Source organism: Streptomyces sp. NPDC002809, from assembly GCF_040295435.1.
Lineage (GTDB): Bacteria > Actinomycetota > Actinomycetes > Streptomycetales > Streptomycetaceae > Streptomyces.
Window position 1 is genome coordinate 87,058 of record NZ_JBEOVJ010000010.1, and the last position, 26,300, is coordinate 113,357.

Sequence of the window (26,300 nt, forward strand, 5' to 3'; positions counted from 1 at the left end):
ACCAACTCCTGACTCTTGAGTAACCTTACTCCAGAGTAAATCTACGACCGAGCAGGGAGTCTGGACAATGGCCGACCGCTATCTGCACCTCACCGGCACAGCAACCGGCCGATTTCTGACCCGGAAGCTCGGCCTGCCCCAGCCCGCACAGCTGCGCCGCTGGACCCTGGAGACCCAGACCCTCACCGGCCCGGTCCTCCACCTCGCCGCAGGGAACTCCACCGTCACGGACGAGCTCGGCACCGTCCTCACCGCCTGCGGCCAGGAAGTCGTGGCACGCGCCGACCGGCCCGCCGGAATCGTCCTGGATGCGACGGCCGTCGACACCGCCGCCGGACTCGGAACCGTGCACGCCGCACTGCACCCCGTCGTCCGCTCGCTCGCACCGGGCGGCCGCATCGTCGTCCTCGGGACACACCCGTCCCCGGACGACCACCACCAGGCCGCCGCCCAGCAGGCCCTCGAAGGGTTCGTGCGCTCACTCGGCAAGGAGATCGGCAGGGGCGCCACCGTGCAGTTGCTGCGCATCGCACCCGGCTCGGTCACCGGCGCCGAATCCACCCTGCGCTTCCTGCTCTCCCCCCGGTCCGCGTACATCAGCGGCCAGGTCATCGAGGTGAGCGACGCCACCCCCGACCCCGTCGCCGACTGGGCCGCCCCGCTCGCCGGCCGCACGGCACTGGTCACCGGCGCCGCCCGCGGCATCGGCGCCTCGGTCGCCTCGGTCCTCGCCCGGGACGGCGCCCACGTCATCTGCCTGGACATCCCGCAGGCCCAGGAGGACCTGGTGCGCACCGCGGACCGGCTCGGCGCCACCGCCCTGCCGCTGGACATCACCGCCGAAGACGCGGCCGAGCGGATCGCCGCCGCGGCCCCGGACGGCCTCGACATCCTCGTCCACAACGCCGGCATCACCCGCGACCGGCGGCTCGCCAACATGGCCGCCGACCGCTGGGCCTCGGTCATCGACGTCAACCTCGACAGCGTCCTGCGCACCACCGACGCCCTGCTGAAGGCCGGCACGGTCAACCGCGGCGGCCGGATCGTCGCCACCGCCTCCATCGCCGGCATCGCGGGCAACAACGGCCAGACGAACTACGCGGCCAGCAAGGCCGGCATCATCGGCCTCGTCCGCTCCCTCGCCCCGCGCGCCGCCGCCGACCACGGCGTCACGGTCAACGCGGTGGCCCCCGGCTTCATCGAGACGAAGATGACCGCGGCCGTCCCGCTCTTCATCCGGGAGGCCGGGCGCCGGATGAACTCCCTCTCACAGGGCGGCCTCCCGGTCGACGTGGCCGAGACGACCGCCTGGTTCGCCCAGCCCGCGTCGAGCGCCGTCAACGGCCAGATCGTCCGGGTCTGCGGCCAGAGCCTGCTGGGAGCGTGAACCGGATGCCCAGCCTGACCCTCTCCCTGGTCCGCGGCGCCGCCACCTCCCCGTTCAAACGGGCGGGCAGGCCGGGCGCCGCGCTGCCGGCCGGCCGGGCCCGCCTCCCCGCCGCGGCCGTCGCCCCCGGACCCCTGGCCGCGTACCGCGCGATCTGCGGCTTCACCGGGCCGGACACCCTGCCGGTGACGTACCCGCACGTCCTGGCCTTCCCGCTCGCCATGCGGCTGATGACCCGGCGGCGCTTCCCCCTGCCGGTCACCGGACTCGTCCACACCTGGATCGAGATCAACGCCCACCGAACGCTCCGCCCCGGCGACCACCTTGAACTCACGGTGTACGCGAAGGAGCTGACGCCGCACCGCCGGGGCACCGAGGTCACCGTGGTGACCGAGGCGCGGCTGGCGGGCGAGCTGGTGTGGGAGTCCCGCAGCGGCTATCTGTCACGCCACGCGACACGTACGGGTACGGGTACGGGTACGACCACGACCCCGGCTCCCACCGCTCCCGAACCGGCACTCCCCGCCGTCGCCGAGTGGCAGCTGCCCGCCGACCTCGGCCGGCGCTACGGCGCCGCGTCCGGCGACCGCAACCCCATCCATCTCCACCCGGTGACCGCCCGGCTGTTCGGCTTCCCCCGCGCCATCGCCCACGGCATGTGGACCGTGGCCCGCTGCCTCGCCGAGACCCCTGAGCCCCATCTGATCCGCTCGGTACGGGCCGACTTCCGGGCCCCCGTCCTGCTGCCCGGCACCGTCACCTACGCAGCGGACGGCGCCGCCTTCCAGCTGCGCGGCGACGGCGGCCGCGTCCATCTGACGGGGACGGCGGGCCCGGAGGCCGGTACTACGCCCGGCCCGGGGCCTGCCAGGGACGGCCGTTCATAAGGTTCTCCAGACCGGCCCAGGAGAAGTTCATCAGGGTGGCCGCGGCCTCCTTGGCCGAGACGCCCGGAGTCTCGTTCGCCCAGCCGGCGAGCGCCTCCGCGGCGCCCACCAACGCCTGCGCGAGCCCCGTCACATCGCGGTCGGGAAGCGCCGGATCACGGTGCGCCTCGCGCGCCGCGGCCCCGATGAGACCCGTCACGAACGCAACGATCTCCTCGCGCATCACGTTCACCTCGGTGGCGAACGGCTCCCCGTGCGTCCGCGCCTGCCGGTACAACACCGCCCAGCCGTCCGGGTTCTCCGCGGTGTGCGTGAAGAACGCCCGGAGCCCCTCCCAGAGTTGCCGGTCCGCCGGCAGCCCCGGCTCCACACCCGCCTGCACGGCTTCGACCAGCGCATTCGCCTCACGCCTGATGCAGGCGGAGAAGAGTTCGTCCTTGGAGTTCAGGTAGAGATAGACCAACGGCTTGGACACCCCGGCCAGCTCGGCGATCTCGTCCATCGAGGCCGCCCGGAACCCGCGCTGCCCGAAGATCTGCACCGCGGCATCCATCATCTGCTGCTCACGCACGGCGCGCGGCATCCGTTTGCTCTTCACAGCACCCACGTCGACTTCCTCCCGCCCCCGCTGCGCTACTCCTCGGTAAGACTACGGCGCGGGTCCCCCGGCCGTCGTACGGAGCCGTCGTCGTACGGCCCGAACGGCCGGAAGTGGTCGCCTCCGCGGGGAGCGGCCGCATGACCACGACGCACAGGAGCGCCCCCGGTCGCTGCGGACCGGGGGCGCTCCTGTCGTCGTGCGTGCGGGGTCAGGCGGCGACCGCCACCCGCTCCGGCTCGACGTCCTGCACCTCGAAGTCGTCGACCGGGGAGGCCGAGGCCGAGTTGTACGCGTCGTGGTCGAGGATCTTCTCGCGGGCCGAGACGATCACCGGGACGAGCGCCTGGCCGGCCACGTTCGTCGCCGTCCGCATCATGTCCAGGATCGGGTCGATCGCCATCAGCAGGCCGACACCCTCCAGCGGGAGGCCCAGCGTCGACAGCGTCAGGGTCAGCATGACCGTGGCGCCGGTGAGGCCGGCGGTGGCCGCCGAGCCGATCACCGAGACGAACGCGATGAGGATGTAGTCACCGACACCCAGCTGCACGTCGAAGATCTGCGCGATGAAGATCGCGGCGAGGGCCGGGTAGATCGCGGCGCAGCCGTCCATCTTGGTCGTCGCGCCGAACGGGACGGCGAAGGAGGCGTACTCCTTCGGGACGCCGAGGCGCTCGGTGACCTTCTGGGTGACCGGCATCGTGCCGACCGACGAGCGGGAGACGAAGGCCAGCTGGATCGCGGGCCAGGCGCCCTTGAAGAACTGGAGCGGGCTGACCTTGGCGACGGTGGCGAGCAGCAGCGGGTAGACGCCGAACATCACCAGGGCGCAGCCGATGTACACGTCGGCGGTGAAGGTCGCGTACTTGCCGATCAGGTCCCAGCCGTAGTCGGCGATGGCGTAGCCGATGAGGCCGACGGTGCCGAGGGGGGCGAGGCGGATGACCCACCACAGGGCCTTCTGGAGGAGCTCCAGGATCGACTCGCTGAGGGTGAGGATCGGCTGGGCCTTCTCGCCGAGCTTGAGTGCGGCGATACCGGCGACGGCGGCCATGAAGACGATCTGCAGGACGTTCAGCTCGGTGAACGGCGTGATCACGTTGTCCGGGATGATGCCGGTCAGGAAGTCGAGCCAGGAGCCCGCGTGCTCGGGGAGCTTGCCGTCCTTCGGGGTGAGGCCGGTGCCGGAGCCCGGGTTGGTGATCAGGCCGATCGCGAGGCCGATGGCGACCGCGATGAGCGAGGTGATCATGAACCAGAGCAGCGTGCGGGTGGCCAGCCTGGCGGCGTTGTTGACCTTGCGCAGGTTGGTGATCGACACCAGGATCGCGAAGAAGACGAGGGGCGCGACGGCCAGCTTCAGCAGCTGGACGAAGATGTGGCCGACCTTGTCGAGCGTGGTGTAGAGCCACTCGATGTCGTAGCTGCGGGTGAGCCAGCCGAGCAGGACGCCGAGGACGAGACCGGCGACGATCTGGGCCCAGAACGGGACCTTGGGTATGCGGAAACCGGAGCCGGAGGGCTCATCGGTGGTGGCGGACGCGGGGTTCGCGGACACGGACACACTCCAGATGTGACGCATCGGGACGCACGGGGACGGTGCGGGGGGGACGGGGGTGCGGCGCCCGCGTCAGGGTCTGTCCGGTGGATCAGGGCCGGACAGGGCGGCGCCGCTGCATGATGCCGGTATCAGACGTTGCGGCAACAGACCGCGGACATACAGCGGCAGAGATCGACATGCAGGCGCTCCACGAGCGGAATGCTCGTGGCAGGTCGGAGGCGCACAGCTGTCTTCATGTCGAACACGTTAACACTTGAACTTTGAGAACCTCAAAGGTCTTCTTTGATCCCGCGAGGGGCCGAGGAGTGGGCCACGACCCGCCTCCCGGCCCCCGGGAACGCGAAAACCCCAGTACAGGAGCGCCTGCTCCGGTGCTGGGGTTTCGAAAAGAAAAGACGTGGGTGTGAGGAAGCTTACAAAGTCCTTACTTCACCCTCACCGAATCACTGCTGGGTGACGCTGTCCTCGCGGGTGCGGTTCGCTTCGAGGCGGGCCTTGGCGCGGTCGACCGAGGACACGATCTGCTCGGACATCTCGTCACGCTGCTTGCGCAGCAGTACGTAGCTGAGCGGAGCGGAGAGCACCAGCGCGAGCAGGACGACCCAGACGATGTTGGATCCCCCGGCGCCGGAGGGGATGATCCCGAAGTTGACGGCGATGGCGGCGACGACGAGGCAGCCGACGAAGATGCTGAGACGCATCGCGGTGTACCGGATCGTTGCACTCGGCTTGGCAGCGGACACAGCTTGCCCTCTCTCTACGTACGACAGTCCTGCCCGACCAGTGAAGCATGCCCCGCAATCGATCAGTTCGGAGGGCCTGCCGGGCGCCCCTTCGGGCCCCGCTGCCCGCGCTCAGCCGAGCGGAAGCAGCATGACGACGTCGTCGCGGTCGTCGCCCTCGGCCACCCGGATCGCCCCCGGCACCCGTCCGACCTCCTTGTACCCGCAGGCGGCGTAGAAACGGTCGGCGCCGGTGCCGCCGCGGCAGGTGAGCCGGATGGCCTCGATGCCGTCGAGGGCGCGGGCGGCGTCGGCGGCCGCGGCCATCAGGTCGCGTCCGTAGCCGCGGCCCTGGTGGCGGGGGTGGACCATCACGGTGTAGATCCAGAGCCAGTGCGACATGAGCCGGTGCGTGTTGTGGGCGAGGAAGGCCGTGGCGGCGACGGTGCCGTCCTCGTCGTGGCCGACCAGCAGCCGGGTCCGGCCCTCGGCCATCGCGACCAGGTGCTTGACGAGCTCGGGCCGGACGTCCTGGTCCGTCACGGGCGGCACGAATCCCACCGCGCCACCCGCGTTGGACACGTCGGCCCAGAGCGTGGCTATGCCGTCCCGCACGGACCGGTCGAACTTGGGATCCAGCTCAAACGTAAGTGCCATAGCCGCAGATTAACCATTACGTGCCGTCGGCTCAACCACCGTCCGGAACGCGAGAAAGCTCCGGCCGGGGACGGCGGCCGGAGCTTTCGTACAGTGCTGCGCGCGACGGGGCGCGCGCCGCGTCAGACCCGCATCGGCTGCGGCGACTCGCGCCGCTCCGCGTCCGGGCCCGGGTACTCGCGGATGATCTCGTACCGGGTGTTGCGCTCCACGGGCCGGAAGCCCGCGTCGCGGATCAGGTCCAGCAGATCCTCACGGCCGAGCTTGTTCGGCGTGCCGTAGTTGTCCGCGTCGTGCGTGATCTTGTACTCGACGACCGAGCCGTCCATGTCGTCCGCGCCGTGCTGGAGCGCCAGCTGGGCGGTCTGCACGCCGTGCATCACCCAGAAGACCTTGACGTGCGGAACGTTGTCGAACAGCAGCCGGGAGACCGCGAAGGTCTTCAGCGCCTCCGCGCCCGTCGCCATCGTCGTCCGCGCCTGGAGCTTGTTGCGGACCTTGCCGTCCTTCATGTCCACGAAGTCGTGCTGGTAGCGCAGCGGGATGAAGACCTGGAAGCCGCCGGTCTCGTCCTGCAGCTCACGCAGCCGCAGCACGTGGTCGACGCGGTGACGGGGCTCCTCGATGTGCCCGTACAGCATCGTCGCCGGGGTCTTGAGACCCTTCTCGTGCGCGAGCCGGTGGATGCGCGACCAGTCCTCCCAGTGGGTGGCGTGGTCGACGATGTGCTGGCGGACCTCCCAGTCGAAGATCTCCGCACCGCCACCGGTCAGCGACTCCAGACCGGCCTCGATGAGCTCGTCGAGGATCTCGGAGGCGGAGAGCCCCGAGATCGTCTCGAAGTGGTGGATCTCGGTGGCGGTGAACGCCTTGAGGGAGACCTCCGGCAGCGCTTCCTTCAGCGCGCTCAGCGAACGCGGGTAGTAGCGCCACGGCAGGGTGGGGTGCAGCCCGTTGACGATGTGCAGCTCGGTGAGGCTCTCGCCCTCCATCGCCTTCGCGAGACGGACGGCCTCCTCGATGCGCATCGTGTACGCGTCCTTCTCCCCCGGCTTGCGCTGGAAGGAGCAGTACGCGCACGAGGCGGTGCACACGTTGGTCATGTTGAGGTGACGGTTGACGTTGAAGTGGACGACGTCGCCGTTCAGCCGCGTACGCACCTCATGGGCCAGACCGCCGAGCCAGGCCAGGTCGTCGGACTCGTAGAGCGCGATCCCGTCCTCGCGGGTCAGCCGCTCACCGTCCCGGACCTTCTGCTCCAGCTCGCGCTTGAGTCCCGCGTCCACTAGGGCGCCTCCCATATCTCTCCGTAACAGACTTCAGCTCACCGTACGCCTAGCCCTCTTCGGGAAGGTCCCCGACCCGGTTCTCCCACTTCGTGGAGAGCACGATCGTCGTGCGCGTCCGCGAGACGCCCTTGGTCCCGCTGAGCCGGCGGATGGTCTTCTCCAGGCCGTCCACGTCACCGACCCGGACCTTGAGCATGTAGGAGTCGTCGCCCGCGATGAACCACGCGTCCTCGATCTCGGCGAGGTCCTTCAGCCGGCGCGCCACGTCCTCGTGGTCGGCGGCGTCCGAGAGCGAGATGCCGATCAGTGCCGTGACCCCGAGGCCCAGCGAGGCGGCGTCGACGGTGGCGCGGTAGCCGGTGATGACACCGGCGGTTTCCAGCCGGTTGATGCGGTCGGTGACGCTGGGCCCGGAGAGCCCCACGAGCCGTCCCAGCTCGGCGTACGAGGCCCTGCCGTTCTCCCTGAGGGCCTGGATGAGCTGCCTGTCCACCGCGTCCATGTGACTGAAACCTTCCATTGTTCAGCAGTATCGCGAGTCTACGTGTAGAATCTAAGGCATGCAGGCTTCAGGGCCTGCAAATCTTTCCGAACTTCCAAAAAATGCTTTCGAATCTTCAGGAGTGGATACACCGTGTACACGATCGAGATGGCCTACGCCCGGATGCGCGAGCTGCAGGACCTGGCCAACCGCTCGCGTGCCCATAAGCCCGCCGCGGCCCACCGGGTCGACAAGAGCCGCAGCCCGCGGACCCCCAAGAAGCGCTGACCCCACCCGGATCAGCCGCGAGAGCCGCCACCGAGCTCTCCTTCCCAGCGGCGGTACAGCCGGTGCGGCACTCCTGCCGCGTCCAGCACCCGCCCCGCGACGAAATCCACCAGATCCTGGATATGCGTCGCCCCCGCGTAGAACGCCGGAGAGGCGGGCAGCACGACCGCGCCCGCCTCGTCCAGGGTCACCATGTGCTTCAGCGTCTGGCCGTTCAGCGGCGTCTCGCGCACCGCGACGACCAGCTTCCGCCGCTCCTTGAGCGTCACGCTCGCGGCCCGCTGCAGCAGGTCCTTCGAAAGCCCGAGCGCCACCCCGGCCACGCACGCCGTCGACGCGGGCACGATCAGCATCCCCTTCGCCGGGTACGACCCCGAGGACGGCCCCGCGGCCAGATCGCCGGCCGCCCAGTGCCGTACACCGGACACGTCCACGTCGAAGGTGTGCGGCTTCCCGTCCGCGCCCCGCGCCAGCCAGCCGGCCAGGTCCTCCTGCCAGTGCGCGTCGCGGAACGCGATCCCCGTCTCGTCCAGCAGCGTCAGCCGCGAGGCCCGGCTCACCACCAGATCGACGCTCTCCCCCGCGGCTAGCAGGCCGCGCAGCACGGAAGCGGCGAATGGGGTGCCCGAAGCGCCCGAAACCCCGACAATCCAAGGCTTTCGCTGCTGCTGACTCACTGAAGTCCCGGAATCCACACCCCCGAGCCTATCCGGCGCCCCGCTCCACCGGAGCGTCAGGAGTTCGGGCCCGTCGCGGGTGCTACACGGCCAGACCCCGCACCAGCAGGTCCAGCAGCGCGCACGCGAACAGCGCGATCCCGATGAATCCGTTGACCTGGAAGAACGCCCGGTTCAGCCTTGAGAGATCGTGCGGCCGCACCACCCGGTGCTCGTAGACGAAGGCCACGGCGACGATCACCATGCCGATCCAGTAGAAGAGCCCGGCCTCCGTGGCCAGACCGAACCAGGCCAGCAGGCCCGTCGTCACCACGTGGCAGACCCGCGCGCCCCACAGCGCCGCCGGGACGCCGAAGCGCGCCGGGACGGACAGCACGCCGTGGGCGCGGTCGGCCTGCACGTCCTGGCAGGCGAAGATCAGGTCGAAGCCACCGATCCAGACGCCGACGGCGAGACCCAGGATCACCGCGTCCCACGACCAGCTGCCCGTCACCGCCAGCCAGGCACCGACCGGCCCCATGGCCTGGGCGATGCCCAGGATCGCGTGCGGGTAGTTCGTGAACCGCTTGCCGTACGGGTAGACGACCATCGGGATCACGGCGATCGGCGCCAGCGCCAGACAGAGCGGATTCAGCAGGGCCGCCGCCCCGAGGAACACGACGACGGCGACGAGCGCGCCCGTCCACGCCGACTTCACCGACACGGCACCGGTCACCAGTTCGCGGCCGGCGGTGCGGGGATTACGGGCGTCGATCTCCCGGTCGATGATCCGGTTCGCCGCCATCGCGAACGTGCGCAGCCCGACCATCGCGACGGTGACCAGCAGCAGCGTGACCCACTGGATCGACCCGTCGTCCAGGAACATCGCGGTCAGGGCGGCGATGTACGCGAAGGGCAGTGCGAAGACCGAGTGCTCGATCATCACGAGCCGCAGGAACGCCTTGACCTTGCTGCTCGGTTGCGCGGGCCCGGAGCCCAGGGTCGCTTCGGCGGCGCTCACAGGCCGTATTCCTTCCAGCGTCGTGTCACCCGATCGGAAGTCTCCGGGTCGGACTCGACCATGTCCGGCCAGCCCCCGTCCCGGGTGTAGCCCTCCTCGGGCCACTTCTTCGTCGCGTCGATGCCCGCCTTGCCGCCCCAGAACTGCTGGTAGGAGGCGTGGTCGAGATGGTCGACGGGCCCCTCGGCGACGGTGAGGTCACGCGCGTAGTCGGTGTTGCCGAGCGCTCGCCAGGAGACCTCGTGCAGATCGTGGACGTCGCAGTCGGAGTCCACGACGACGATCAGCTTCGTCAGCGACATCATGTGCGCGCCCCAGATCGCGCTCATCACCTTCTGGGCGTGCTTCGGGTACTTCTTGTCGATCGAGACGATCGCGCAGTTGTGGAAACCGCCGGACTCGGGCAGGTGGTAGTCCACGATGTCCGGGACGATGATCTTGAGCAGCGGCAGGAAGAAGCGCTCGGTGGCCCGCCCCAGCGGACCGTCCTCGGTCGGCGGGCGGCCGACCACGATGGACTGGAGCAGCGGCCGCTTCCGCATGGTCACGCAGTCGATGGTCAGCGCGGGGAACGGCTCCTGCGGGGTGTAGAAACCGGTGTGGTCGCCGAACGGCCCCTCGGGAAGCATCTCCCCGGGCTCCAGCCACCCCTCGATGACGACCTCGGCGTTGGCCGGGACCTGGAGCGGGACGGTCTTGCAGTCGACCATCTCGATGCGCTTGCCCTGGATGAACCCGGCGAAGAGGTACTCGTCGATGTCCCCGGGCAGCGGCGCGGTGGAGGCGTACGTCACCGCGGGCGGGGCCCCGAAGGCGATGGCGACCGGCAGCCGCTCACCGCGCGCGGCGGCGACCTGGTAGTGGTTGCGGCTGTCCTTGTGGATCTGCCAGTGCATCCCGATGGTGCGGCGGTCGTGGCGCTGGAGGCGGTAGAGACCCAGGTTCCGGACGCCGGTCTCGGGGTGCTTGGTGTGCGTGAGCCCCAGGTTGAAGAAGGAGCCGCCGTCCTTGGGCCAGGTGAACAGCGCGGGCAGCTGGTCCAGGTCCACGTCGTCGCCGGTGAGGACGATCTCCTGGACGGGGGCGTTCTCGCTCTTCACCCTCTTCGGCGGTACGTGCACCATCGTGCCGAGCTTGCCGAAGGCCTCCCGGACGCCGACGAAGCCGTGCGGCAGCTCGGGCTTGAGGAGTCCGCCGATCTTGTCGCTGATGTCGGAGTAGGACTTCAGCCCGAGCGCCTTGAGGAGGCGCTTGTCGGTGCCGAAGACGTTCATGGCCAGGGGCATCGAGGAGCCCTTGACGTTCTCGAAGAGCAGCGCGGGTCCGCCGGCCTTGTTCACCCGGTCGACGATCTCACCGACCTCCAGGTAGGGGTCGACCTCGGCCTTGATGCGCTTGAGCTCGCCCTCGCGCTCCAGAGCCCGGAGGAGGGATCGAAGATCGTCGTAAGCCATGGGGCCAAGTTTGGCATCCTCCCTGCCGTCAGCCGACAGGGCTCCCCCACCTCAGCCACCGGCTCCCGCGGTTGCACGCCGGGAATCCGGCGGCCCGGTCGACGCTTCACGGCCCCGGCCCCACCTGGGCACTGCTGAGAGCCACCGGACGGCACGCCCCGGAATCCCTCACCGGATCGCGCGTGTTCGCCTCTGCGCCGGCGACGGCCCGCATGGCCGACCCGTACCCGGACCTGCTTGCCGCCAGTTCCCGCCTGCTCGCCGTAGGGCGTAAGTGACACCCGCTACCCTGGGCCCGTCACCGGGGCGGGGCATTGCCCCGCCAACTCTCCTCGGGGGGACCTTCCACCATGTTCCGGGCCCTGATCTATCTCCTGCCTCTGGCGCTGACGATCTACGCGTTCATCGACTGCCTGAACACCCCGGAGGACGAGGCCAAGCACCTGCCGAAGATCGCCTGGGTCTTCATCATCCTGCTGTTCTGGATCGTCGGCCCGATCGTGTGGCTGGCAGCGGGCAAGATGCGCGAGGTGCCGGCCGGAGGCCGTACGCCGTCCGAATGGCACCGCAACCACCGTCAGCAGTGGGTGGCGCCCGACGACAATCCCGACTTCCTGAAGTCGCTCAAGGACGAGAACGAGAAGGACGAGGCCGTCCTCAAGGACTGGGAGGCGGACCTGCGCCGCCGCGAGGACGAGCTCAAGCGGCGGGAGAGCGGGCCGGAGGGTTCGACCCCGCCCGCTTCCTGACCCGGACCCGAACCCCGGTCACGCGTACAACTGCTGCCCCAGCTTGTTGAGCAGGGGCAGCAGTGCTGTGCGCTCCTCGGGGGTGAGTGCTTCGAGTGCGCCGTGCACCGCGCGCATCTCGGCGCGGATGGTGTGGGCGAGGGCCGTGCCTTCGGGGGTGCGGCTCGCGACCTTGGAGCGGCGGTCGTCGGGGGCCGGGGTCCGGCGGACCAGGCCGCGGGTCTCCATGCGGCCGACGAGACCGGTGGCGTTGGACGCGTCGCAGACCAGGTGGGCGGCGAGCGCGCTCATGGGCATGGGTTCGTTGAGCGCGATCAGCGCGCGGGCCTGCGAGGTCGACAGGCCGTGACGGGCGGCGACGGCGGTGAGGTCGTCGTGGTGGCCGCGGACGACGAGGGCCAGGGGCTCCAGGAGGTCCTCCGGGGTCGGGACGGGTCGATCGTCCGGAGCAGTGGCGGCGCGGGGCGTCGGTGCGGTGGTCATGGTCGGCCATTCTTCGATCGGCGTCCGCCGACATTTATTTGACATGCTCAATTTTTGGCAGTTACATGAACTGTATTACTTGAGCATATCAAGTTCCATGCCGGCCTCGCCGGTGTTCAGCCGCATTCCGCTCACCGCAGGGAGTACCCCCATGCCCTCCGTTCCCGAGACCGTCGCCCATCTCCGCGCCACCTTCCGCACCGGGCGCACCAAGAGCCTCGACTGGCGCACGGGACAGCTCCGGCAGCTGCGAGCGCTGCTCACCGAGCGCGGTGACGAACTCGCCGACGCGCTCAACGCCGACCTCGGCAAGAGCCGCAAGGAGGCGTACCGCACCGAGATCGACTTCACGATCCGCGAGATCGACCACACGCTGGAGCACCTGGCCGACTGGCTGCGGCCCGAGCCCGCTCCCGTACCGGCCTCGCTGGGCGCGGCGAAGGCGCACACCGTGCAGGACCCGCTCGGCGTCGTCCTGGTCATCGCACCCTGGAACTACCCGGCGCAGCTGCTGCTCGCCCCGGTCGTCGGCGCGCTGGCCGGGGGCAACGCGGTGGTGGTCAAGCCGAGCGAGCTGGCGCCCGCGACCTCCGCCGCCGTCGCGCGGCTGCTGCCGCGGTATCTGGACACGGACGCGGTCGCCGTCGTGGAGGGGGCGGTCCCCGAGACCACCGCACTGCTCGCCGAGCGCTTCGACCACATCTTCTACACCGGCAACGGCACGGTGGGCCGGATCGTGATGGCCGCGGCGGCGAAGCACCTCACCCCCGTGACGCTCGAACTGGGCGGCAAGTCACCGGTCTTCGTGGACCGCGACACGGACCTGAAGGCGGTGGCGGGCCGGCTGGCGGCCGGCAAGTTCCTGAACGCGGGCCAGACCTGCGTGGCCCCCGACTACGTGCTGACCGACCCGGAGACCGGCGCCGCCCTCGCGGACGCGCTCGCCGCCGCGGTCGAGGGGCTCTTCGGGGCGGACGCCTCGACGCACCCGGAGTACGGGCGGATCGTGAACCACCGCCACTTCGACCGGCTGACAGCTCTGCTGGGCTCCGGTCGAGCGGTGACCGGCGGGACGTACGACCGGGACAGCAAGTACATCGCCCCGACCGTGCTGGCCGACGTGGCGCCGGACGCGCCCGTGATGCGGGAGGAGATCTTCGGCCCGGTGCTCCCGATCGTGACGGTCGGCGGTCTGGACGAGGCGATCGCGTTCATCAACGACCGCGACAAGCCGCTGGCGCTGTACGCGTTCACCGATTCGGACGCCGTACGTGAGCGGCTGATCGGCGAGACGTCGTCGGGCGCGGTCGGCATCGGGCTGCCGCTGGCCCATCTCACGGTGTCGGACCTGCCGTTCGGCGGGGTCGGCGAGAGCGGGATGGGGAGTTACCACGGCCGGTACTCGCTGGAGACGTTCAGCCACCGCAAGGCGGTCCTGGACACCCCGATGCCGTCATGAGCCCGGCCGGCCGGGACACGGAGTGGCTGGCGACCGCCCTCGCCGAGGCCCGCGCCGGGCTCGCCGAGGGCGGCATCCCGATCGGCGCCGCCCTGTACGGGGCGGACGGCACGCTGCTCGGCCGCGGCCGCAACCGCCGGGTCCAGGACGGCGATCCGTCGACGCACGCGGAGACGGCCGCCTTCCGGGCTGCCGGGCGGCAGCGCTCGTACCGGGGCACGACGATGGTGACGACACTTTCCCCGTGCTGGTACTGCTCAGGACTGGTACGGCAGTTCGGGATCTCGCGGGTGGTGATCGGCGAGGCCGAGACCTTCCGCGGCGGGCACGACTGGCTGGCCCGGCACGGCGTGGAGGTCGTGCTGCTGGACGACGCGGCGTGTGCGGAGCTCATGCGCGGATTCGTACGGGAGCACCCGGCGCTGTGGAACGAGGACATCGGCGACGGCTGAGTTCCGCTGCCCGGCATCACACCCCGGGCCGATCGTTCGAAATTCTTCACCTCCCTCCAACACCCGGCCGATATCCTGGTGTTGACGGAGTGACAGATCGCGGCGGGCGTCGGCGCTGGGGGTGCTGTGGAGAGAGATCTGTACGGGCGCGAGGCAGTTTTCGGTGACGACGGACTTGCGGCGCGACTGACCGGTCTCACTCCACACGGTGCGCGGCGGGTCGTCTGCGAGCACGCCGAGGACCCGCCGGTCGCGGTGCTGACGGGCGGCCGCGGCATGGGCAAGACGGCCGTGCTCAAGCAACTGCGCAACGTGTACCGGGAGATCACCCCGGTCGCCCTGGTGGACTGCGAGACCGTGCTGCCGCCCGCGGACCCGGGGCCCGGCTGGACACCGGTGACCGGGGTGCTGCCGGAACTGGCCACACAGCTCACGGCACGGGTGCACGCGGCCCGTCCGGTGCAGTTCCCCCGCCTCAGTCTGGGGCTGGTGGCCGTGGCCTCGGTCTCCTGGCGCCGGGAGGACGAGTCGCGGGCCCAGCGTGATCTTCAGTCGCTCGGCCCGGTGATGGCCACGCTCGACACCCGGGGCGACGCCGCGACGGGCTGGGTCACCAAGGTGCTGACGAAGCTGGCGGCCGGGGCGTTCGACTCGGTGGCGCCGATGGCGGGCATGGTGGCCGAGGCGACCGTGGAGACGGTGCTGGAGGAGACGTTCAGCCGGTTCCAGCGGCGGGCGGCGGACTGGTACGGAACGTATCCGCACGCGGGCGGCAACGGACGCATCGGACTGCGGCAGTTGGCGGTCGACTTCGAGCGCGGCGGCGATCTGCGCCGCCGCGCCGAGGACCATCTGGTGCTGGCCCTGGTCGCCGACCTGGTGCGCGCCTACCGCGGGATGGCGCGCGGCGCCCGGCGGGGCCGCCCGGTGCTGCTCCTCGACAACGCGCACACCCCCTTGGGCCGGCAGCTGGTCGAACCGGTGCTGCGGCAGCGCGCGAGCGGGGCGCGGGACCAGATCGCGGTGTTCGCGTCCTCCCGCATCCACGACCACGCGGGGCTGAGCCATGCCGTGCGCCGGCGGCTGCCCGAGGTGGCGCACGCCTCGCACTGGACACGGGGCACGGAGGTGACATCCGGCATCCTGGCGGTCGCCCTCACCCCCCTGGACGCGGGACATGTGCGCTCCGCGCTCGACCGGCACGATCCGCACGGCCGCACCCCCGCCGGGCTGGCACGCGGGGTGCACCGGCTGACGGGCGGCCGGCCGCTCGGGGTGGCGCTGCTCGCGCAGGCGGCGGGCGAGTCGCCGGAGCCGGGCGCCCTGGTGCCGGGGGCGTTGCTGGACAGCACCGTGGAGCTGCGCGAGGACCGGCCTCCGGTACGGGTGGCCGACGAGCTGCTGGTGCGGCTCCTGCCGGGGCAGCGCCCGGACGTGCTGAGCGTGCTGGCCGCCGCGCACGGCGAGGACTCGGCTCGGCTGCTGGCCACGACGCGGCTGCGCGGGGAGTCGCTGGACGGCGATGTGGCGCTGCGGGTGCGGGACGCGCTGCGGTCGGAGGACTGGCCGGTGGGTACCGAGCACTTCGTCGCCGATCCGCTGCTGCGGGCGCTGCTGCTGCACCGGCTGCGGTTCCAGGACGACGACCCGCCGTACTACGCGGTGTGGCGTGCGGTGCACGAGACGCTGCGTTCGGCGTACGCCGCCGGGGGCAGGTTCCCGAGCGAGCCGCACCGGCTGCACCAGGAGCTGGTGCTGGGCGCGACGGAGGACTGTGTGACACACCTGCGGGTGCAGTTCGCCCGGCCCGATGTGCCGCGCTGGCTCGACTCGCTGCGGTTCATCGCCTCGGCCCCGTTCCCGCGTCCGCCGGGCAGCACCGGTCCCGATCCGCGGCGGGCCGTCGCGCTGGGGCGGGCGGCCGCGTCGGACGACGAACGGTCGGCTCTCGCCGGACTCGGCGAGCGGGATGCCGAACTCCAGCTGCAGTTGCGGCGGCTGCTCCACGCCGTCTGGCTGCTGTCCGATCCGCTGGCCCTGCCCGACGAAGAGGTGATCGACAAGATGGCGCACGAACTGCGGCAGTTGTCCGGCAGGCATGCGACGGGGCACGCGGTGCTCTGGGACGCGGCCACGCACTGGCCTCGTGACCTGCGGGACTGGCGGGCACTGTCCATGCCGCCGGGGGCGCCCGGGCCGGGCCGGGCCGGATCGCACGGCCGCAGGGACGGTGGTCCGGATGCGTAACCCGCTGCGGTACCGCCTGTGGTGGACCACCCGGCAGAAGATCGTCACCACGTCGGTGGTGGCCGCCCTGCTGGTCACGGCCGGCTGGTACGGGGTGGACCGCGTCACCGCACCCGAGAACCGTTCCTGCGCGACGGGGGTGGAGAGGCCGCAGGGCAGCGACGAGTGCGTCGGGGTGTCCGGGGACGGCTACGACTTCGGGCAGGCGCAGCTGACGTCGGCCGCCGCGGCGATCGGCCGGGAGAACCGCTCGCTGAAGAAGGACGTCCCGTACGCGACGGTGGCCCTGCTGCTCCCGCTGACCTCGACCGACGCGTCGATGCGGACGAAGGTCCTGCACGAGCTCCAGGGGGCGTTCGCCGCGCAGTACCGGGCCAACCACCACGCGAACGGGCAGGTCCCGCAGATCCGGGTGGTGCTCGCCAACACCGGGAACAACAGCCTGCAGTGGCGCCCGGTGGTGGACCGGCTGCTGACGATGACGGGGGCTCCGGACCGGCTGCGCGCGGTGTCCGGGGTCGCGATCAGCCGTACGCAGTCCAAGGAGGCGGTCAAGGAGCTGACCGGGGCGGGGATTCCGGTCGTCGGCTCCACGATCACCGCCGACGACATCGCCAACGGCCCCGACGGCGACCCGTTCCCCGGTCTGGCCCGGGTGTCGCCGACCAACCGGGACGAGGCCCGCGCCCTCGCCTCGTTCGGTGAGGTGAAGGCGGACAAGGCGCTGCTGGTGCAGGACACCCGCAGCGGCGACCACTACACGGACACCCTGAAGTCGGCGTTCAGCACGCTGCTGAAGGGGTCGAAGTACGAGCCGCAGCTGTTCACCTCGCGGAAGGATCCGTACGACGAGGGGACCACGGCCAACACGTTCGAGCAGATCACCCATCTCATCTGCGACACGGACGCGGACACGGTGTTCTTCGCCGGGCGCCACGTCCAGCTGCGCCAGTTCGTCAACGCGCTGGGCGCACGCGGCTGTCAGAACCGCCGCTTCACGGTCCTCACCGGTGACGAGGGCTCGTACCTGGGTGACGACAGGAAGCTCGACCGGAACGCGCTGCGGCGCAAGGTGACGGTCCGCTACGCCTCGCTGGCGCATCCGGACGCCTGGCCCGCGGTGGCGGCGGGGAAGAAGCAGCCGACGGGCGGTTCGGCGGAGGACTACCGGGCGTTCACCGACCTGCTGGCCGAGGTGGGCAGGAAGCCGGTGGGTCCGATCGGGGCGACCGCGCACGAGGACCTGACCGACGGGCAGTTGATCATCGCCCATGACGCGATGACGCTGGCGGTGGCGGGGATCCGGCGGGCGACCACCGACGGGAAGGAGCTGCCGGGCCTGGAGGACGTGGGCGGCCAGTGGCCACGGGTGAAGGGGTCCCTGCGGGTGCGGGGTGCCAGCGGCTGGATCTGCCTGGACAACCACGGCAACCCTTACAACAAGGCCGTCCCGGTGGTGGAGCTCGCACCGGACCCGCCGCATCAGCGGTTCTCGGCACTGGCCTGGCCGGAGGGGAAGCCGCCGAAGGAGCAGTGCCTGCCTCCGTCGTCCACGCCCTGACGCGGGATACGGAACGGCTGCCCGCCCCCGCCGGAGCGGGGACGGGCAGCCGTGTTGCGCAGGGGGCTCGCCGGGTCCGGCACGCGCGTCTGCGGCGTGGTCCGGACGGAGGGCCCGGGCGGTTCAGACGCCGGCGTAGGAGTGCTTGCCGGTGACGAAGATGTTGACGCCGTAGTAGTTGAAGATCCAGCAGCCGAAGGCGATCAGCGCCAGGTAGGCGGCCTTGCGGCCCTTCCATCCGGCGGTGGCGCGGGCGTGCAGGTAGCAGGCGTACGCGACCCAGGTGATGAAGGACCAGACCTCCTTGGGGTCCCAGCCCCAGTAGCGGCCCCAGGCGTCTCCGGCCCAGATCGCGCCCGCGATGATCGTGAACGTCCACAGCGGGAAGACGGCGGCGTTGATCCGGTACGAGAACTTGTCGAGGCTCGAAGCGGACGGCATCCGGGAGAGCACCGAGTGGGCGAACGTGCCCGGCTTCCCACCGTTGGCGATCTTGCTCTCGTAGCTGTCGCGGAAGAGGTAGATCAGGGTGCCGATGCCGCCGATGAAGAACACGGCACCGCAGATGATGGCGGTGGAGACGTGGATCCACAGCCAGTACGAGTGCAGTGCGGGCACCAGCTGGTCGCTGGAGGTGTAGAGGACCGTGGTCGCGAGGCCGAGGTCCAGCAGGATGGCGGTGATCAGGATCAGGCCCATCCAGCGGACGTTCTTCTTCAGTGCGAGCAGAACCAGGTACGCGCCGACCGCCACCGTGGAGAAGGTGATGGAGAACTCGTACATGTTGCCCCAGGGGGCGCGCTGCACGGACAGGGCGCGGGCGACGACCCCGCCCGCCTGGATGAGGAAGGCGAGCACGGTCATGGAGACCGCGATCCGGCCGTAGAGGTCACCCTTGAAGGTGCCGCCCGCGGCGCCGGGCCCGTCCGGCACGTCGCGCGACCCGGCCGCGGAACGCGTGACGATCTTCGGCCGCTCCAGGACGGCGGTGGTGCCGCCCTTCTGCGCGACCTGGACCTTCACCGTGCCGGTGGCGGCCTGCTCGGCGGTCAGCTCGGCGGCGGTACGGCCGACCTTGCTGCGGGACCCGAACACCCACTCGGCGATGTGCGCGAAGAAGGCCAGGGTGTAGACGGCCATCGACGAATAGATCAGCACATTGCTGGTGTGTGCCAGATTCTCGTTGGTTGCGGCGGCGAGATTCACTTCTCAGCCCCTTCGGAAGGTTCTGCGGAGGACGCTGCGGCGACAGGGGTGCCGGTGTCCGGATCGGAGTCGGGGTCGGTGTCTGGGCCGGGCGCGGTGGGCGCGACGGCGTTGAGCGTGACCGCGAGATCGGCCAGCTCCTCGGGAAGCTTCGCGGACTCGCTGCGGCCGAGCCCCGCCATTTCGACGACGGTGACGCCGTCGGCGCCGCGTACGGCACGGATCCAGACCCGGCGCCGCTGGATGAACAGGGAACCGGCGAGTCCGGCGATCGCACCGATGGCCCCGGTGAGCGCCCAGCCGCTGGCGGGCTGCTCCGAGATCTGGAAGCTCGCCCACTCCTGGAGGCCCTCGAAGGTGATCGAGCCGGCGCCGTCGGGCAGCTTCATCGTCTCGCCGACGAGCAGCCGCTGCTTGAGCTGCTCGCCCTTGGAGTCCTTGAACTCCTTCATCTTCGACGTGTCCAGCTGGTACACGTTCTGTGCCAGGCCGGAGTCCACGCCGATGGAGCCGTGGAAGCCGTTGATCGCGAGGACGGGCATGTCGGCGGCGGGGAACTGCGAGAACATCGTGCCCTTGCCGTTGCCGGCGAAGGTCGGCACGAAGAACGCCTGGAAGCCCAGCTGCTCCTTCTTGCCGTTCTTGTCGCGGTAGCCGTCGAGGACCTTGATCGCACCGGACGAGGTGACGTTGTTGTCGATGGGCAGCAGCGGCACGGCGGCCTTGTAGACCTCCTTGCCCCGGCCGTCCTTGACGGAGACGACGGGCGCGTAGCCGTGGGCGTTGAGATAGACCTTCGTGCCGTCGACGACGAGGGGCTCGTTGACCTTGATGACGGACTTCCGCGGCTTGCCGTAGGCGCCCTCGGAGTACGTGATCCGGGCCTCGTACGTCCGGGGCGTGCCGATCTGCGGACCGCTGCGCTCGTACGTTCCGACGAAGTCGTCGAGGTTGAAGCTGAAGGGGACCAGCGAGTCCTCGTCGAAGAGCGAACCGGACTTGAAGTTGTCGTACTGGGTGGTCGTGTTGGAGAACCCGTCACCCTCGACGACCAGCTTGGCGCCCTCCGACTTGAAGAGCTGACCCGTGGCGAAGGCCACCAGCATCACGATCAGCGCGATGTGGAACATCAGGTTCCCGGCCTCGCGCAGATAGCCCTTCTCGGCGGCGACCGCGTCCCCGCCGACGTGGGCCCGGTAGCGGCGCCTGCGCATCATCCTGAGCGCGGCCTCGTGTACCTGCTCCGGCTCCGCCTCGGTGCGCCAGGTGGTGTACGCGGGCAGCCGGGTCAGGCGCTTGGGGGCAAGCGGCGGACGGCTGCGCAGCTGGCCGATGAACGTGCCGGTGCGCGGCACGATGCAGCCGATGAGGGAGATGAACAGCAGGATGTAGATCGCGGAGAACCACACCGAGCTGTAGACGTCGAAGAACTGGAGCTTCTCGTAGACCGGCGAGACGGTGGTGTGCAGCCCCTTGAAGGTCTGCACCTTGAGCTCGTCGACGCTGTTCTGCGGGATCAGCGAGCCGGGGATGGCGCCGAGCGACAGCAGGAAGAGCAGGATCAGCGCGACCCGCATGGAGGTGAGCTGGCGCCAGAACCAGCGCGCCCAGCCGATGACGCCCATGGCGGGAAGGTTCGCCAGCGCCTCCTCGCGCGGGGCGGTGGAGAGCTGGGAGCCGGCGGCGCCGAGCTCCTGGGCGGTCTCCCGGTCCTGCTCGGCGCGTACCTCCCGCTCGTCGGGGCGCTCGCGCTCCTGGGACGGGTTGGACTTGGTGTTGCTCATCGGTACTCAGATCCCCACCGTGAAGCCGGCGGACCAGCCCTGTAGTTCCTGCATCATGCTGCCCCACGCGCCGGTCAGCAGGAGCAGCCCGGTCACGATCATCATGCCGCCGCCGATGCGCATCACCCATGCGTAGTGGCGCTTGACCCAGCCGAACGCGCCGAGCGCCTTGCGGAAGGCGACGGCAGCGAGCACGAAGGGGATGCCGAGGCCGAGGCAGTAGGCGACGGTCAGTATCGCCCCGCGTCCGGCGGTGCCCTGGTCCATCGCCAGGATGCTCACCGAGCTCAGCGTCGGCCCGAGGCAGGGGGTCCAGCCGATCCCGAAGAGCGCGCCGAGCAGCGGGGCGCCCACGAGGCCGGTCACCGGCTTCTTGTGGATACGGAACTCGCGCTGGGTCATCCACGGCATGAGGCCCATGAAGAAGATCCCCATGAGGATCATCAGCACGCCGAGGACCTTGGTGAGCGGGCCGCTGTTCGCCTGGAGCGTGTCGCCGAAGTAGCCGAAGAGCGCACCGCCGGAGACGAACACGGCGGTGAAGCCTGCGACGAAGAGCGAGGCGCCCGCGACCATGCGCCCCCGCCGGGCGTCGGCCAGGTCGGCGCCGCTGACTCCGGTGACGTAGCTGAGGTAGCCGGGCACGAGGGGCAGGACGCAGGGCGAGAAGAAGGAGACGAGTCCGCCGAGCAGGGCGATGGGCAGGGCCACCAGCAGTGCCCCGCTCAGCACGGTGTCGTTCTGGGTGGCGGCGGCGAGGGTGATCACCTGATCACTTCTCCGCGATCAGCGGGTCGATCATCTTGTGGAGCTGGGTGTCGTCGAGCGGGCCCACGAAGCGGGCGGCCAGCTTCCCGTCCCGGTCGATGACGACGGTCGACGGAATGGACTGGAGCCTGAACGTTCCCTTGGGGAAGCGCAGCAGGAGCTTCCCGGCCGGGTCGTAGAAGCTGGGGTAGGTGACCTTGTAGTCCTTCTCGAAGCTGACGGCCTGGGCCCGTTCCAGGTCGCGGGTGTTGACCCCGACGAACTGGACGCCCTGGTCCTCGGTGGCCTTGGCCACCTTGGTGAAGTACTTCGACTCCAGCCGGCAGGGGGCGCACCACGAGCCCCAGGCGTTCAGGACGATGACCTTGCCCTTGTAGTCCGCGAGGTCGAGCTTCTTGCCGTCCAGGTTCTCGCCGTCGAGCTTCGGGGCGTCGACACGATCGCCCTTGGCCGCGGTGGCGATTCCGCCCTTGCCGGTGACGAAGTTCGTATCGCCACCGCCAGTGACCTCACTGCCCGAATCGCACGCGGTCAGCGTCAGGGCGAGCGCGGCGGCCGCCGCGGGGGCGGCGAGCAGGGTGAAGCGGCGTCGGGATGCGCGGCCATAGCTCATGTGAAAAGTTTCGCATGGCGGTTTCGGGGATCTTGGGCACCCCCCTCGGTGCCCGTAAAGCCCGTTGTCAGGCTTGTTTAAAGAAGGTGTTCCAGCCGCCGTCGGGTGCCTGTCCGACCTCCAGCGTACGGAGCTTCGCGAGCACCGCGGGATCCTGGACGTCGAGCCAGTCGACGAACTGCCGGAAGGAGACGAGGCGCACATCCGGCTTCCCCGCGATGTGCTTGAGCGCGTCCTCGACCGCATCCATATAGATGCCGCCGTTCCACTCCTCGAAGTGGTTTCCGATGTAGAAGGGCGCGCGGTTGGTCTCGTACGCACGCTGGAAACCGCTGATGTACGACTGTGTCGCCTGATCACGCCAGCCCGGATACCGGGACGGCATTCCCTTGGTCGAATTCAGCGACTGGTTGGCCAGGATGTTGTAGTCCATGGAGAGGACCTCGAAGCTGTGCCCGGGGAACGGGATGCCCTGGAGCGGCAGGTCCCACACGTCCATGCGCTTGGTGGGCCAGACCTGGGTGCCGCCGGGCGAACTGGCGTCGTAGCGCCAGCCCAGCTTCTTCGCCGTGGGCAGCAGATTGTCCTGTCCGAGCAGACAGGGCGTACGGCCGCCGATGAGTTCCTTGCGGTAATCGAAAGGCAGTGGGTCGAGGTCGGTCCAGCCGGTGTTGGTGCGCCATTCGGTGACGAAGGAGATCGACTGATCGATTTCGCTCTGCCACTGGGAGGCCGACCAGTCGCCCACCGATCCGGACCCGCCGCAGAAATGCCCGTTGAAGTGCGTGCCGATCTCGTGGCCGTCGAGCCAGGCCTGGCGCACGTTGTCCAGCGTCTCCTTGATGTGACCGTCGGTGAGATAACCGATGTCGGAGGCGCCGATGGGGTTGTTGGGCGGGCGGTAGAGGGTTTTCTTCGATTCGGGCAGCAGATAGAGCCCGGAGAGGAAGAAGGTCATCGCCGCGTCGTGCTGCTTGGCGAGTTCCAGAAAACGCGGGAACAGTCCGTTGCCGACCTCTCCGGCACCGTCCCAGGAAAAGATCACGAACTGCGGCGGCTTCTGGCCGGGTTCGAGCGGAACGGGCGCGGACGGCTGGTGCGGCTGCTTCCCCGTGTCGGCGGTGGAACCGTCCCCGATCGCGCGGACGTCCTTCTTGGCGGGTCCGTTGCCCTTGACCGCGCCGTCGGCCCCCATGTCGCCCTTGGCGCCCTTGTCGGGCCCGGGCCCGCCCGTATGAGAAGCACCGGAAGAACTGCAGCCCGCCACCCCGACGGCGGCCGCGGCCCCAAGTCCGGCTCCGAGCAAACCCCTTCGGCTGATGTCGCGCATGCCGTTCCCATCTGCGGTCGTTTTGCCTCAAGTCCATACAAACTGCCAAAGGCTTAGATGAGTGAAGCAACACGAAGGTTCCGCGAATTAGCACACAATTCTTTACGGAACCAGACCCCGACCATGACCGAACGCAAGATCGACCCCGAAACCCCCTCAAAAACGGCATGCCGAAACCCCGGACGGATGAATTCCGCCCGGTCGGCTTACAAATGACCAGCAGCTGCAGAGGGCAGATCGAGCCCACCCGGCCCACATCGCGGACCGGAGCGGCTAAATCAAGCCAGTCCGGCCCGCACCGCGGACCGGAGAGCCGACCGGACCAGCAGTCACATCGCGGACCGCGGCGACCGAATCGAGCCCGCCGAGGGGTCCCCCCAATGCCCTGAGGTCATGAGGGAGATTGAGGGCAACACGACCACCGGGCCGCGCCCGGACCCACCCACCGGGCCACCCCTCAGGCCCACCCGCCGGCCCGTCCGGGCGGGCCCGACCCCGAAAACTCCGGCCCAAGGGCCGGCTACGCGCCGAACCCCTTCGACGCCCCCTTCACCGGCTTCGCCCCCGCAAGCAGATGCGCCGGCACCAGGTCCCGGGCCGGCTCCGAGTACCCGACCGACACGATCTTGTCGCCCTGGTACGTGAAGCTGGTCAGCGAGGCGAGCGTGCACTGCCGCTTGCGCGGGTCGTGCCACAGCCGCCGCCGCTCCACGAAGCTGCGGACGATCCAGATCGGCAGCTGGTGGCTCACGCACACCGCCTCATGGCCACGTGCGGCGTCGCGCGCCGCGTCCAGGGCGCCCATCATCCGTACGACCTGCTCGACGTAGGGCTCACCCCACGACGGCCGGAACGGGTTCGTCAGGTGCTTCCAGTTGTCCGGCTTGCGCAGTGCCCCGTCGCCGACACCGAAGGTCTTGCCCTCGAAGACGTTGGCGGCCTCGATGAGCCGCTTGTCGGTGGCGAGGTCCAGGCCGTGCGTCTTGGCGATCGGCGTCGCCGTCTCCTGGGCCCGCTCCAGCGGGGAGGCGACGACATGCGTGATGTCGCGCTCGTCCAGGTGCTCGGCGACCCGGTCGGCCATCTGCCGGCCGAGCTCGGACAGGTGGTAGCCGGGGCGGCGCCCGTACAGCACGCCCTCCGGGTTGTGCACCTCTCCGTGGCGCATCAGGTGGACGACGGTGATGTCCTTGCGCCCGGTGTTGCTGCTGGTCTCGCTCATGCGGTGGCCTCCGATGCGGCGCGGGCTGCGGCGGGCAGCGCGGCGGCGATCCGCTCGACGGCCCGGGTGTCGTGGGCGGTGGATACGAACCACGACTCGAACGCGGACGGCGGGAGATAGACGCCCTGCGCCAGCATCGAGTGGAAGAACGGCGTGAAGCGGAAGGCCTCCTGCCGCTTGGCGTCGTCGTAGTTGCGCACCGGACCGTCCGTGAAGAAGACGGAGAACATGTTGCTCGCCGCCTGCACGGTGTGCGCGACCCCCTCCTTGTCCAGGGCCTGGCTCACCAGCCCCCGGATCTCAGCGGAGACCGCGTCGACCTTCGCGTACGCGGCGTCGTCCAGCAGACGCAGCTGGGCGAGGCCTGCGGCGGTGGCGACCGGGTTACCGGAGAGGGTGCCGGCCTGGTAGACCGGGCCGACGGGCGCCAGGTGCGCCATCACGTCGGCGCGACCGCCGAACGCCGCGGCCGGGAAGCCGCCGCCCATGACCTTGCCGAACGTCATCAGGTCGGGCCGCACCCCGTCGATGCCGAACCAGCCGGCCTTCGACGTACGGAAGCCGGTCATGACCTCGTCGGAGATGTACAGCGCGCCGTTGGCCGCGCAGAGCTCCTTGAGCCCCGCGTTGAAGCCGTCCAGCGGCGGCACGACGCCCATGTTGCCCGGCGACGCCTCGGTGATCACGCAGGCGATCTCGCCCGGCTGCGCGGCGAAGGCGGCCCGTACGGCCTCCAGGTCGTTGTACGGCAGCACGATCGTGTCGCCGGCCTGGGCGCCGGTGACACCCGGCGTGTCCGGCAGACCGAAGGTCGCCAGCCCGGACCCGGCGGCGGCGAGCAGCGCGTCGACGTGACCGTGGTAGCAGCCGGCGAACTTCACGATCTTGGCCCGGCCGGTGAAACCACGGGCGAGGCGGATCGCGGACATGGTCGCCTCGGTGCCGGACGACACGAGCCGCACCTGCTCCACGGGCTCGACCCGGGCCACGATCTCCTCGGCGAGCGCGACCTCGCCCTCGCCGGGCGTACCGAACGAGGTGCCGCGGGCGACGGCCTCGTGGACTGCGGCGATGACATCGGGGTGGGAATGGCCGAGAATCATCGGCCCCCACGAGCATACGAGGTCGACATACTCACGACCGTCGGCATCGGTGAGGTACGGACCGGCACCGGAGACCATGAAGCGGGGCGTACCGCCCACGGCCCGGAAGGCACGTACAGGAGAGTTCACGCCACCGGGCGTCACGAGGGACGCGCGGTCGAAAAGCGTCTGCGAAACTGGGGCGTCATAGGGAAAGCTCACACATGCCATGGTGTCAGAGCCACGGACGGTATTGCGGACAGGTGTTTCACCGCACGCCCGTGGGGGAGGTCACTGACACGATGATCGGGTTGCGCGGCGGGGGCTGTGTCTCCTAGTTAGT

Annotated in this window: 25 protein-coding genes; 8 read left to right on the forward strand and 17 right to left on the reverse strand. The window is 69.9% G+C overall.

The window, feature by feature from the left end; all coding sequences use genetic code 11:
- The first annotated feature begins 67 nt into the window (after nucleotides 1–67).
- Entirely contained in the window at nucleotides 68–1,387 is a 1,320-nt protein-coding gene (locus ABT025_RS09285) for a 3-oxoacyl-ACP reductase (protein ID WP_350991629.1), read from the forward strand.
- 5 nt (nucleotides 1,388–1,392) lie between these two features.
- Complete coding sequence (locus ABT025_RS09290) at nucleotides 1,393–2,274, forward strand: MaoC family dehydratase (protein ID WP_350991632.1); 882 nt, start codon at nucleotides 1,393–1,395, stop codon at nucleotides 2,272–2,274.
- On the opposite strand, the gene ABT025_RS09295 is transcribed toward ABT025_RS09290, so the two are convergent.
- From ABT025_RS09295 to ABT025_RS09320, 6 genes are all read right to left on the reverse strand, one after another.
- The gene (locus ABT025_RS09295) at nucleotides 2,234–2,857 is read right to left on the reverse strand and encodes a TetR/AcrR family transcriptional regulator (protein ID WP_350991782.1); all 624 of its coding nucleotides are present in this window, start codon (nucleotides 2,855–2,857) and stop codon (nucleotides 2,234–2,236) included. The two genes, ABT025_RS09290 and ABT025_RS09295, sit on opposite strands and share 41 nt — an antisense overlap.
- A gap of 226 nt (nucleotides 2,858–3,083) precedes the next feature.
- Nucleotides 3,084–4,430: a dicarboxylate/amino acid:cation symporter gene (locus ABT025_RS09300; protein WP_350991634.1), complete on the reverse strand. Its 1,347-nt coding sequence runs from the start codon at nucleotides 4,428–4,430 to the stop codon at nucleotides 3,084–3,086.
- 446 nt (nucleotides 4,431–4,876) lie between these two features.
- Complete coding sequence (locus ABT025_RS09305) at nucleotides 4,877–5,134, reverse strand: DUF4229 domain-containing protein (RefSeq protein ID WP_350991636.1); 258 nt, start codon at nucleotides 5,132–5,134, stop codon at nucleotides 4,877–4,879.
- 153 nt (nucleotides 5,135–5,287) lie between these two features.
- The gene (locus ABT025_RS09310) at nucleotides 5,288–5,812 is read right to left on the reverse strand and encodes a GNAT family N-acetyltransferase (protein ID WP_350991638.1); all 525 of its coding nucleotides are present in this window, start codon (nucleotides 5,810–5,812) and stop codon (nucleotides 5,288–5,290) included.
- 122 nt (nucleotides 5,813–5,934) lie between these two features.
- Entirely contained in the window at nucleotides 5,935–7,098 is a 1,164-nt protein-coding gene (mqnE, locus tag ABT025_RS09315; protein ID WP_350991784.1) for an aminofutalosine synthase MqnE, read from the reverse strand.
- 49 nt (nucleotides 7,099–7,147) lie between these two features.
- A complete protein-coding gene (locus tag ABT025_RS09320) occupies nucleotides 7,148–7,603 on the reverse strand; it encodes an Lrp/AsnC family transcriptional regulator (RefSeq protein WP_311311891.1) in 456 nt (151 codons plus the stop codon).
- A 132-nt stretch (nucleotides 7,604–7,735) separates the two neighbouring features.
- On the opposite strand from ABT025_RS09320, the gene ABT025_RS09325 reads away from it, so the two are divergent.
- Nucleotides 7,736–7,870: a hypothetical protein gene (locus ABT025_RS09325; RefSeq protein WP_350991640.1), complete on the forward strand. Its 135-nt coding sequence runs from the start codon at nucleotides 7,736–7,738 to the stop codon at nucleotides 7,868–7,870.
- Between the two features lie 11 nt (nucleotides 7,871–7,881).
- On the opposite strand, the gene ABT025_RS09330 is transcribed toward ABT025_RS09325, so the two are convergent.
- The 3 genes from ABT025_RS09330 to ABT025_RS09340 form a co-directional block, all read right to left on the reverse strand.
- On the reverse strand, nucleotides 7,882–8,547 hold the full coding sequence (locus tag ABT025_RS09330) for a UbiX family flavin prenyltransferase (RefSeq protein ID WP_350991642.1): 666 nt from the start codon (nucleotides 8,545–8,547) through the stop codon (nucleotides 7,882–7,884).
- Between the two features lie 82 nt (nucleotides 8,548–8,629).
- A complete protein-coding gene (mqnP, locus tag ABT025_RS09335) occupies nucleotides 8,630–9,547 on the reverse strand; it encodes a menaquinone biosynthesis prenyltransferase MqnP (protein WP_350991644.1) in 918 nt (305 codons plus the stop codon).
- Complete coding sequence (locus tag ABT025_RS09340; protein WP_350991646.1) at nucleotides 9,544–11,001, reverse strand: menaquinone biosynthesis decarboxylase; 1,458 nt, start codon at nucleotides 10,999–11,001, stop codon at nucleotides 9,544–9,546. Before ABT025_RS09340 ends, mqnP begins: the two co-directional genes overlap by 4 nt.
- A gap of 350 nt (nucleotides 11,002–11,351) precedes the next feature.
- Here ABT025_RS09340 and ABT025_RS09345 point away from each other — a divergent pair, with 350 nt between their 5' ends.
- The gene (locus tag ABT025_RS09345) at nucleotides 11,352–11,750 is read left to right on the forward strand and encodes a PLD nuclease N-terminal domain-containing protein (RefSeq protein ID WP_327710497.1); all 399 of its coding nucleotides are present in this window, start codon (nucleotides 11,352–11,354) and stop codon (nucleotides 11,748–11,750) included.
- Nucleotides 11,751–11,768: 18 nt separating this feature from the next.
- Here ABT025_RS09345 and ABT025_RS09350 read toward each other — a convergent pair whose 3' ends face one another.
- The gene (locus tag ABT025_RS09350) at nucleotides 11,769–12,233 is read right to left on the reverse strand and encodes a MarR family winged helix-turn-helix transcriptional regulator (protein WP_350991648.1); all 465 of its coding nucleotides are present in this window, start codon (nucleotides 12,231–12,233) and stop codon (nucleotides 11,769–11,771) included.
- Nucleotides 12,234–12,384: 151 nt separating this feature from the next.
- On the opposite strand from ABT025_RS09350, the gene ABT025_RS09355 reads away from it, so the two are divergent.
- The 4 genes from ABT025_RS09355 to ABT025_RS09370 all read left to right on the forward strand — a co-directional run bounded on the left by ABT025_RS09355 (nucleotide 12,385) and on the right by ABT025_RS09370 (nucleotide 17,952).
- Complete coding sequence (locus ABT025_RS09355; RefSeq protein ID WP_350991650.1) at nucleotides 12,385–13,692, forward strand: aldehyde dehydrogenase family protein; 1,308 nt, start codon at nucleotides 12,385–12,387, stop codon at nucleotides 13,690–13,692.
- Nucleotides 13,689–14,144 (forward strand): nucleoside deaminase, encoded by a 456-nt coding sequence (locus ABT025_RS09360; RefSeq protein WP_350991652.1) that lies wholly within the window; start codon nucleotides 13,689–13,691, stop codon nucleotides 14,142–14,144. The genes ABT025_RS09355 and ABT025_RS09360 overlap by 4 nt, the downstream gene beginning before the upstream one ends.
- A gap of 126 nt (nucleotides 14,145–14,270) precedes the next feature.
- Nucleotides 14,271–16,391, forward strand: a complete 2,121-nt coding sequence (locus tag ABT025_RS09365) for a hypothetical protein (RefSeq protein ID WP_350991654.1) — start codon at nucleotides 14,271–14,273, stop codon at nucleotides 16,389–16,391.
- Nucleotides 16,384–17,952, forward strand: coding sequence for an ABC transporter substrate-binding protein (locus ABT025_RS09370; RefSeq protein WP_350991656.1), 1,569 nt, complete (start codon nucleotides 16,384–16,386; stop codon nucleotides 17,950–17,952). Before ABT025_RS09365 ends, ABT025_RS09370 begins: the two co-directional genes overlap by 8 nt.
- A gap of 123 nt (nucleotides 17,953–18,075) precedes the next feature.
- Here the strand turns inward: ABT025_RS09370 and ccsB are convergent, their stop codons facing one another.
- The 7 genes from ccsB to hemL form a co-directional block, all read right to left on the reverse strand.
- Nucleotides 18,076–19,158 carry a c-type cytochrome biogenesis protein CcsB gene (gene ccsB, locus ABT025_RS09375; protein ID WP_350991658.1) on the reverse strand — a complete coding sequence of 361 codons (1,083 nt, stop codon included), beginning with the start codon at nucleotides 19,156–19,158 and terminating at the stop codon, nucleotides 18,076–18,078.
- Nucleotides 19,155–20,942 carry a cytochrome c biogenesis protein ResB gene (resB, locus tag ABT025_RS09380; protein WP_350991660.1) on the reverse strand — a complete coding sequence of 596 codons (1,788 nt, stop codon included), beginning with the start codon at nucleotides 20,940–20,942 and terminating at the stop codon, nucleotides 19,155–19,157. The genes ccsB and resB overlap by 4 nt, the downstream gene beginning before the upstream one ends.
- A gap of 6 nt (nucleotides 20,943–20,948) precedes the next feature.
- A complete protein-coding gene (locus tag ABT025_RS09385; RefSeq protein ID WP_350991662.1) occupies nucleotides 20,949–21,710 on the reverse strand; it encodes a cytochrome c biogenesis CcdA family protein in 762 nt (253 codons plus the stop codon).
- A 4-nt stretch (nucleotides 21,711–21,714) separates the two neighbouring features.
- Nucleotides 21,715–22,323: a TlpA family protein disulfide reductase gene (locus tag ABT025_RS09390; RefSeq protein WP_350991664.1), complete on the reverse strand. Its 609-nt coding sequence runs from the start codon at nucleotides 22,321–22,323 to the stop codon at nucleotides 21,715–21,717.
- Nucleotides 22,324–22,390: 67 nt separating this feature from the next.
- Complete coding sequence (locus tag ABT025_RS09395) at nucleotides 22,391–23,653, reverse strand: polysaccharide deacetylase family protein (protein WP_350991666.1); 1,263 nt, start codon at nucleotides 23,651–23,653, stop codon at nucleotides 22,391–22,393.
- Between the two features lie 520 nt (nucleotides 23,654–24,173).
- Entirely contained in the window at nucleotides 24,174–24,875 is a 702-nt protein-coding gene (locus ABT025_RS09400) for a histidine phosphatase family protein (protein WP_350991668.1), read from the reverse strand.
- The gene (gene hemL, locus ABT025_RS09405; protein WP_350991670.1) at nucleotides 24,872–26,188 is read right to left on the reverse strand and encodes a glutamate-1-semialdehyde 2,1-aminomutase; all 1,317 of its coding nucleotides are present in this window, start codon (nucleotides 26,186–26,188) and stop codon (nucleotides 24,872–24,874) included. The genes ABT025_RS09400 and hemL overlap by 4 nt, the downstream gene beginning before the upstream one ends.
- Nucleotides 26,189–26,300: the final 112 nt, after the last annotated feature.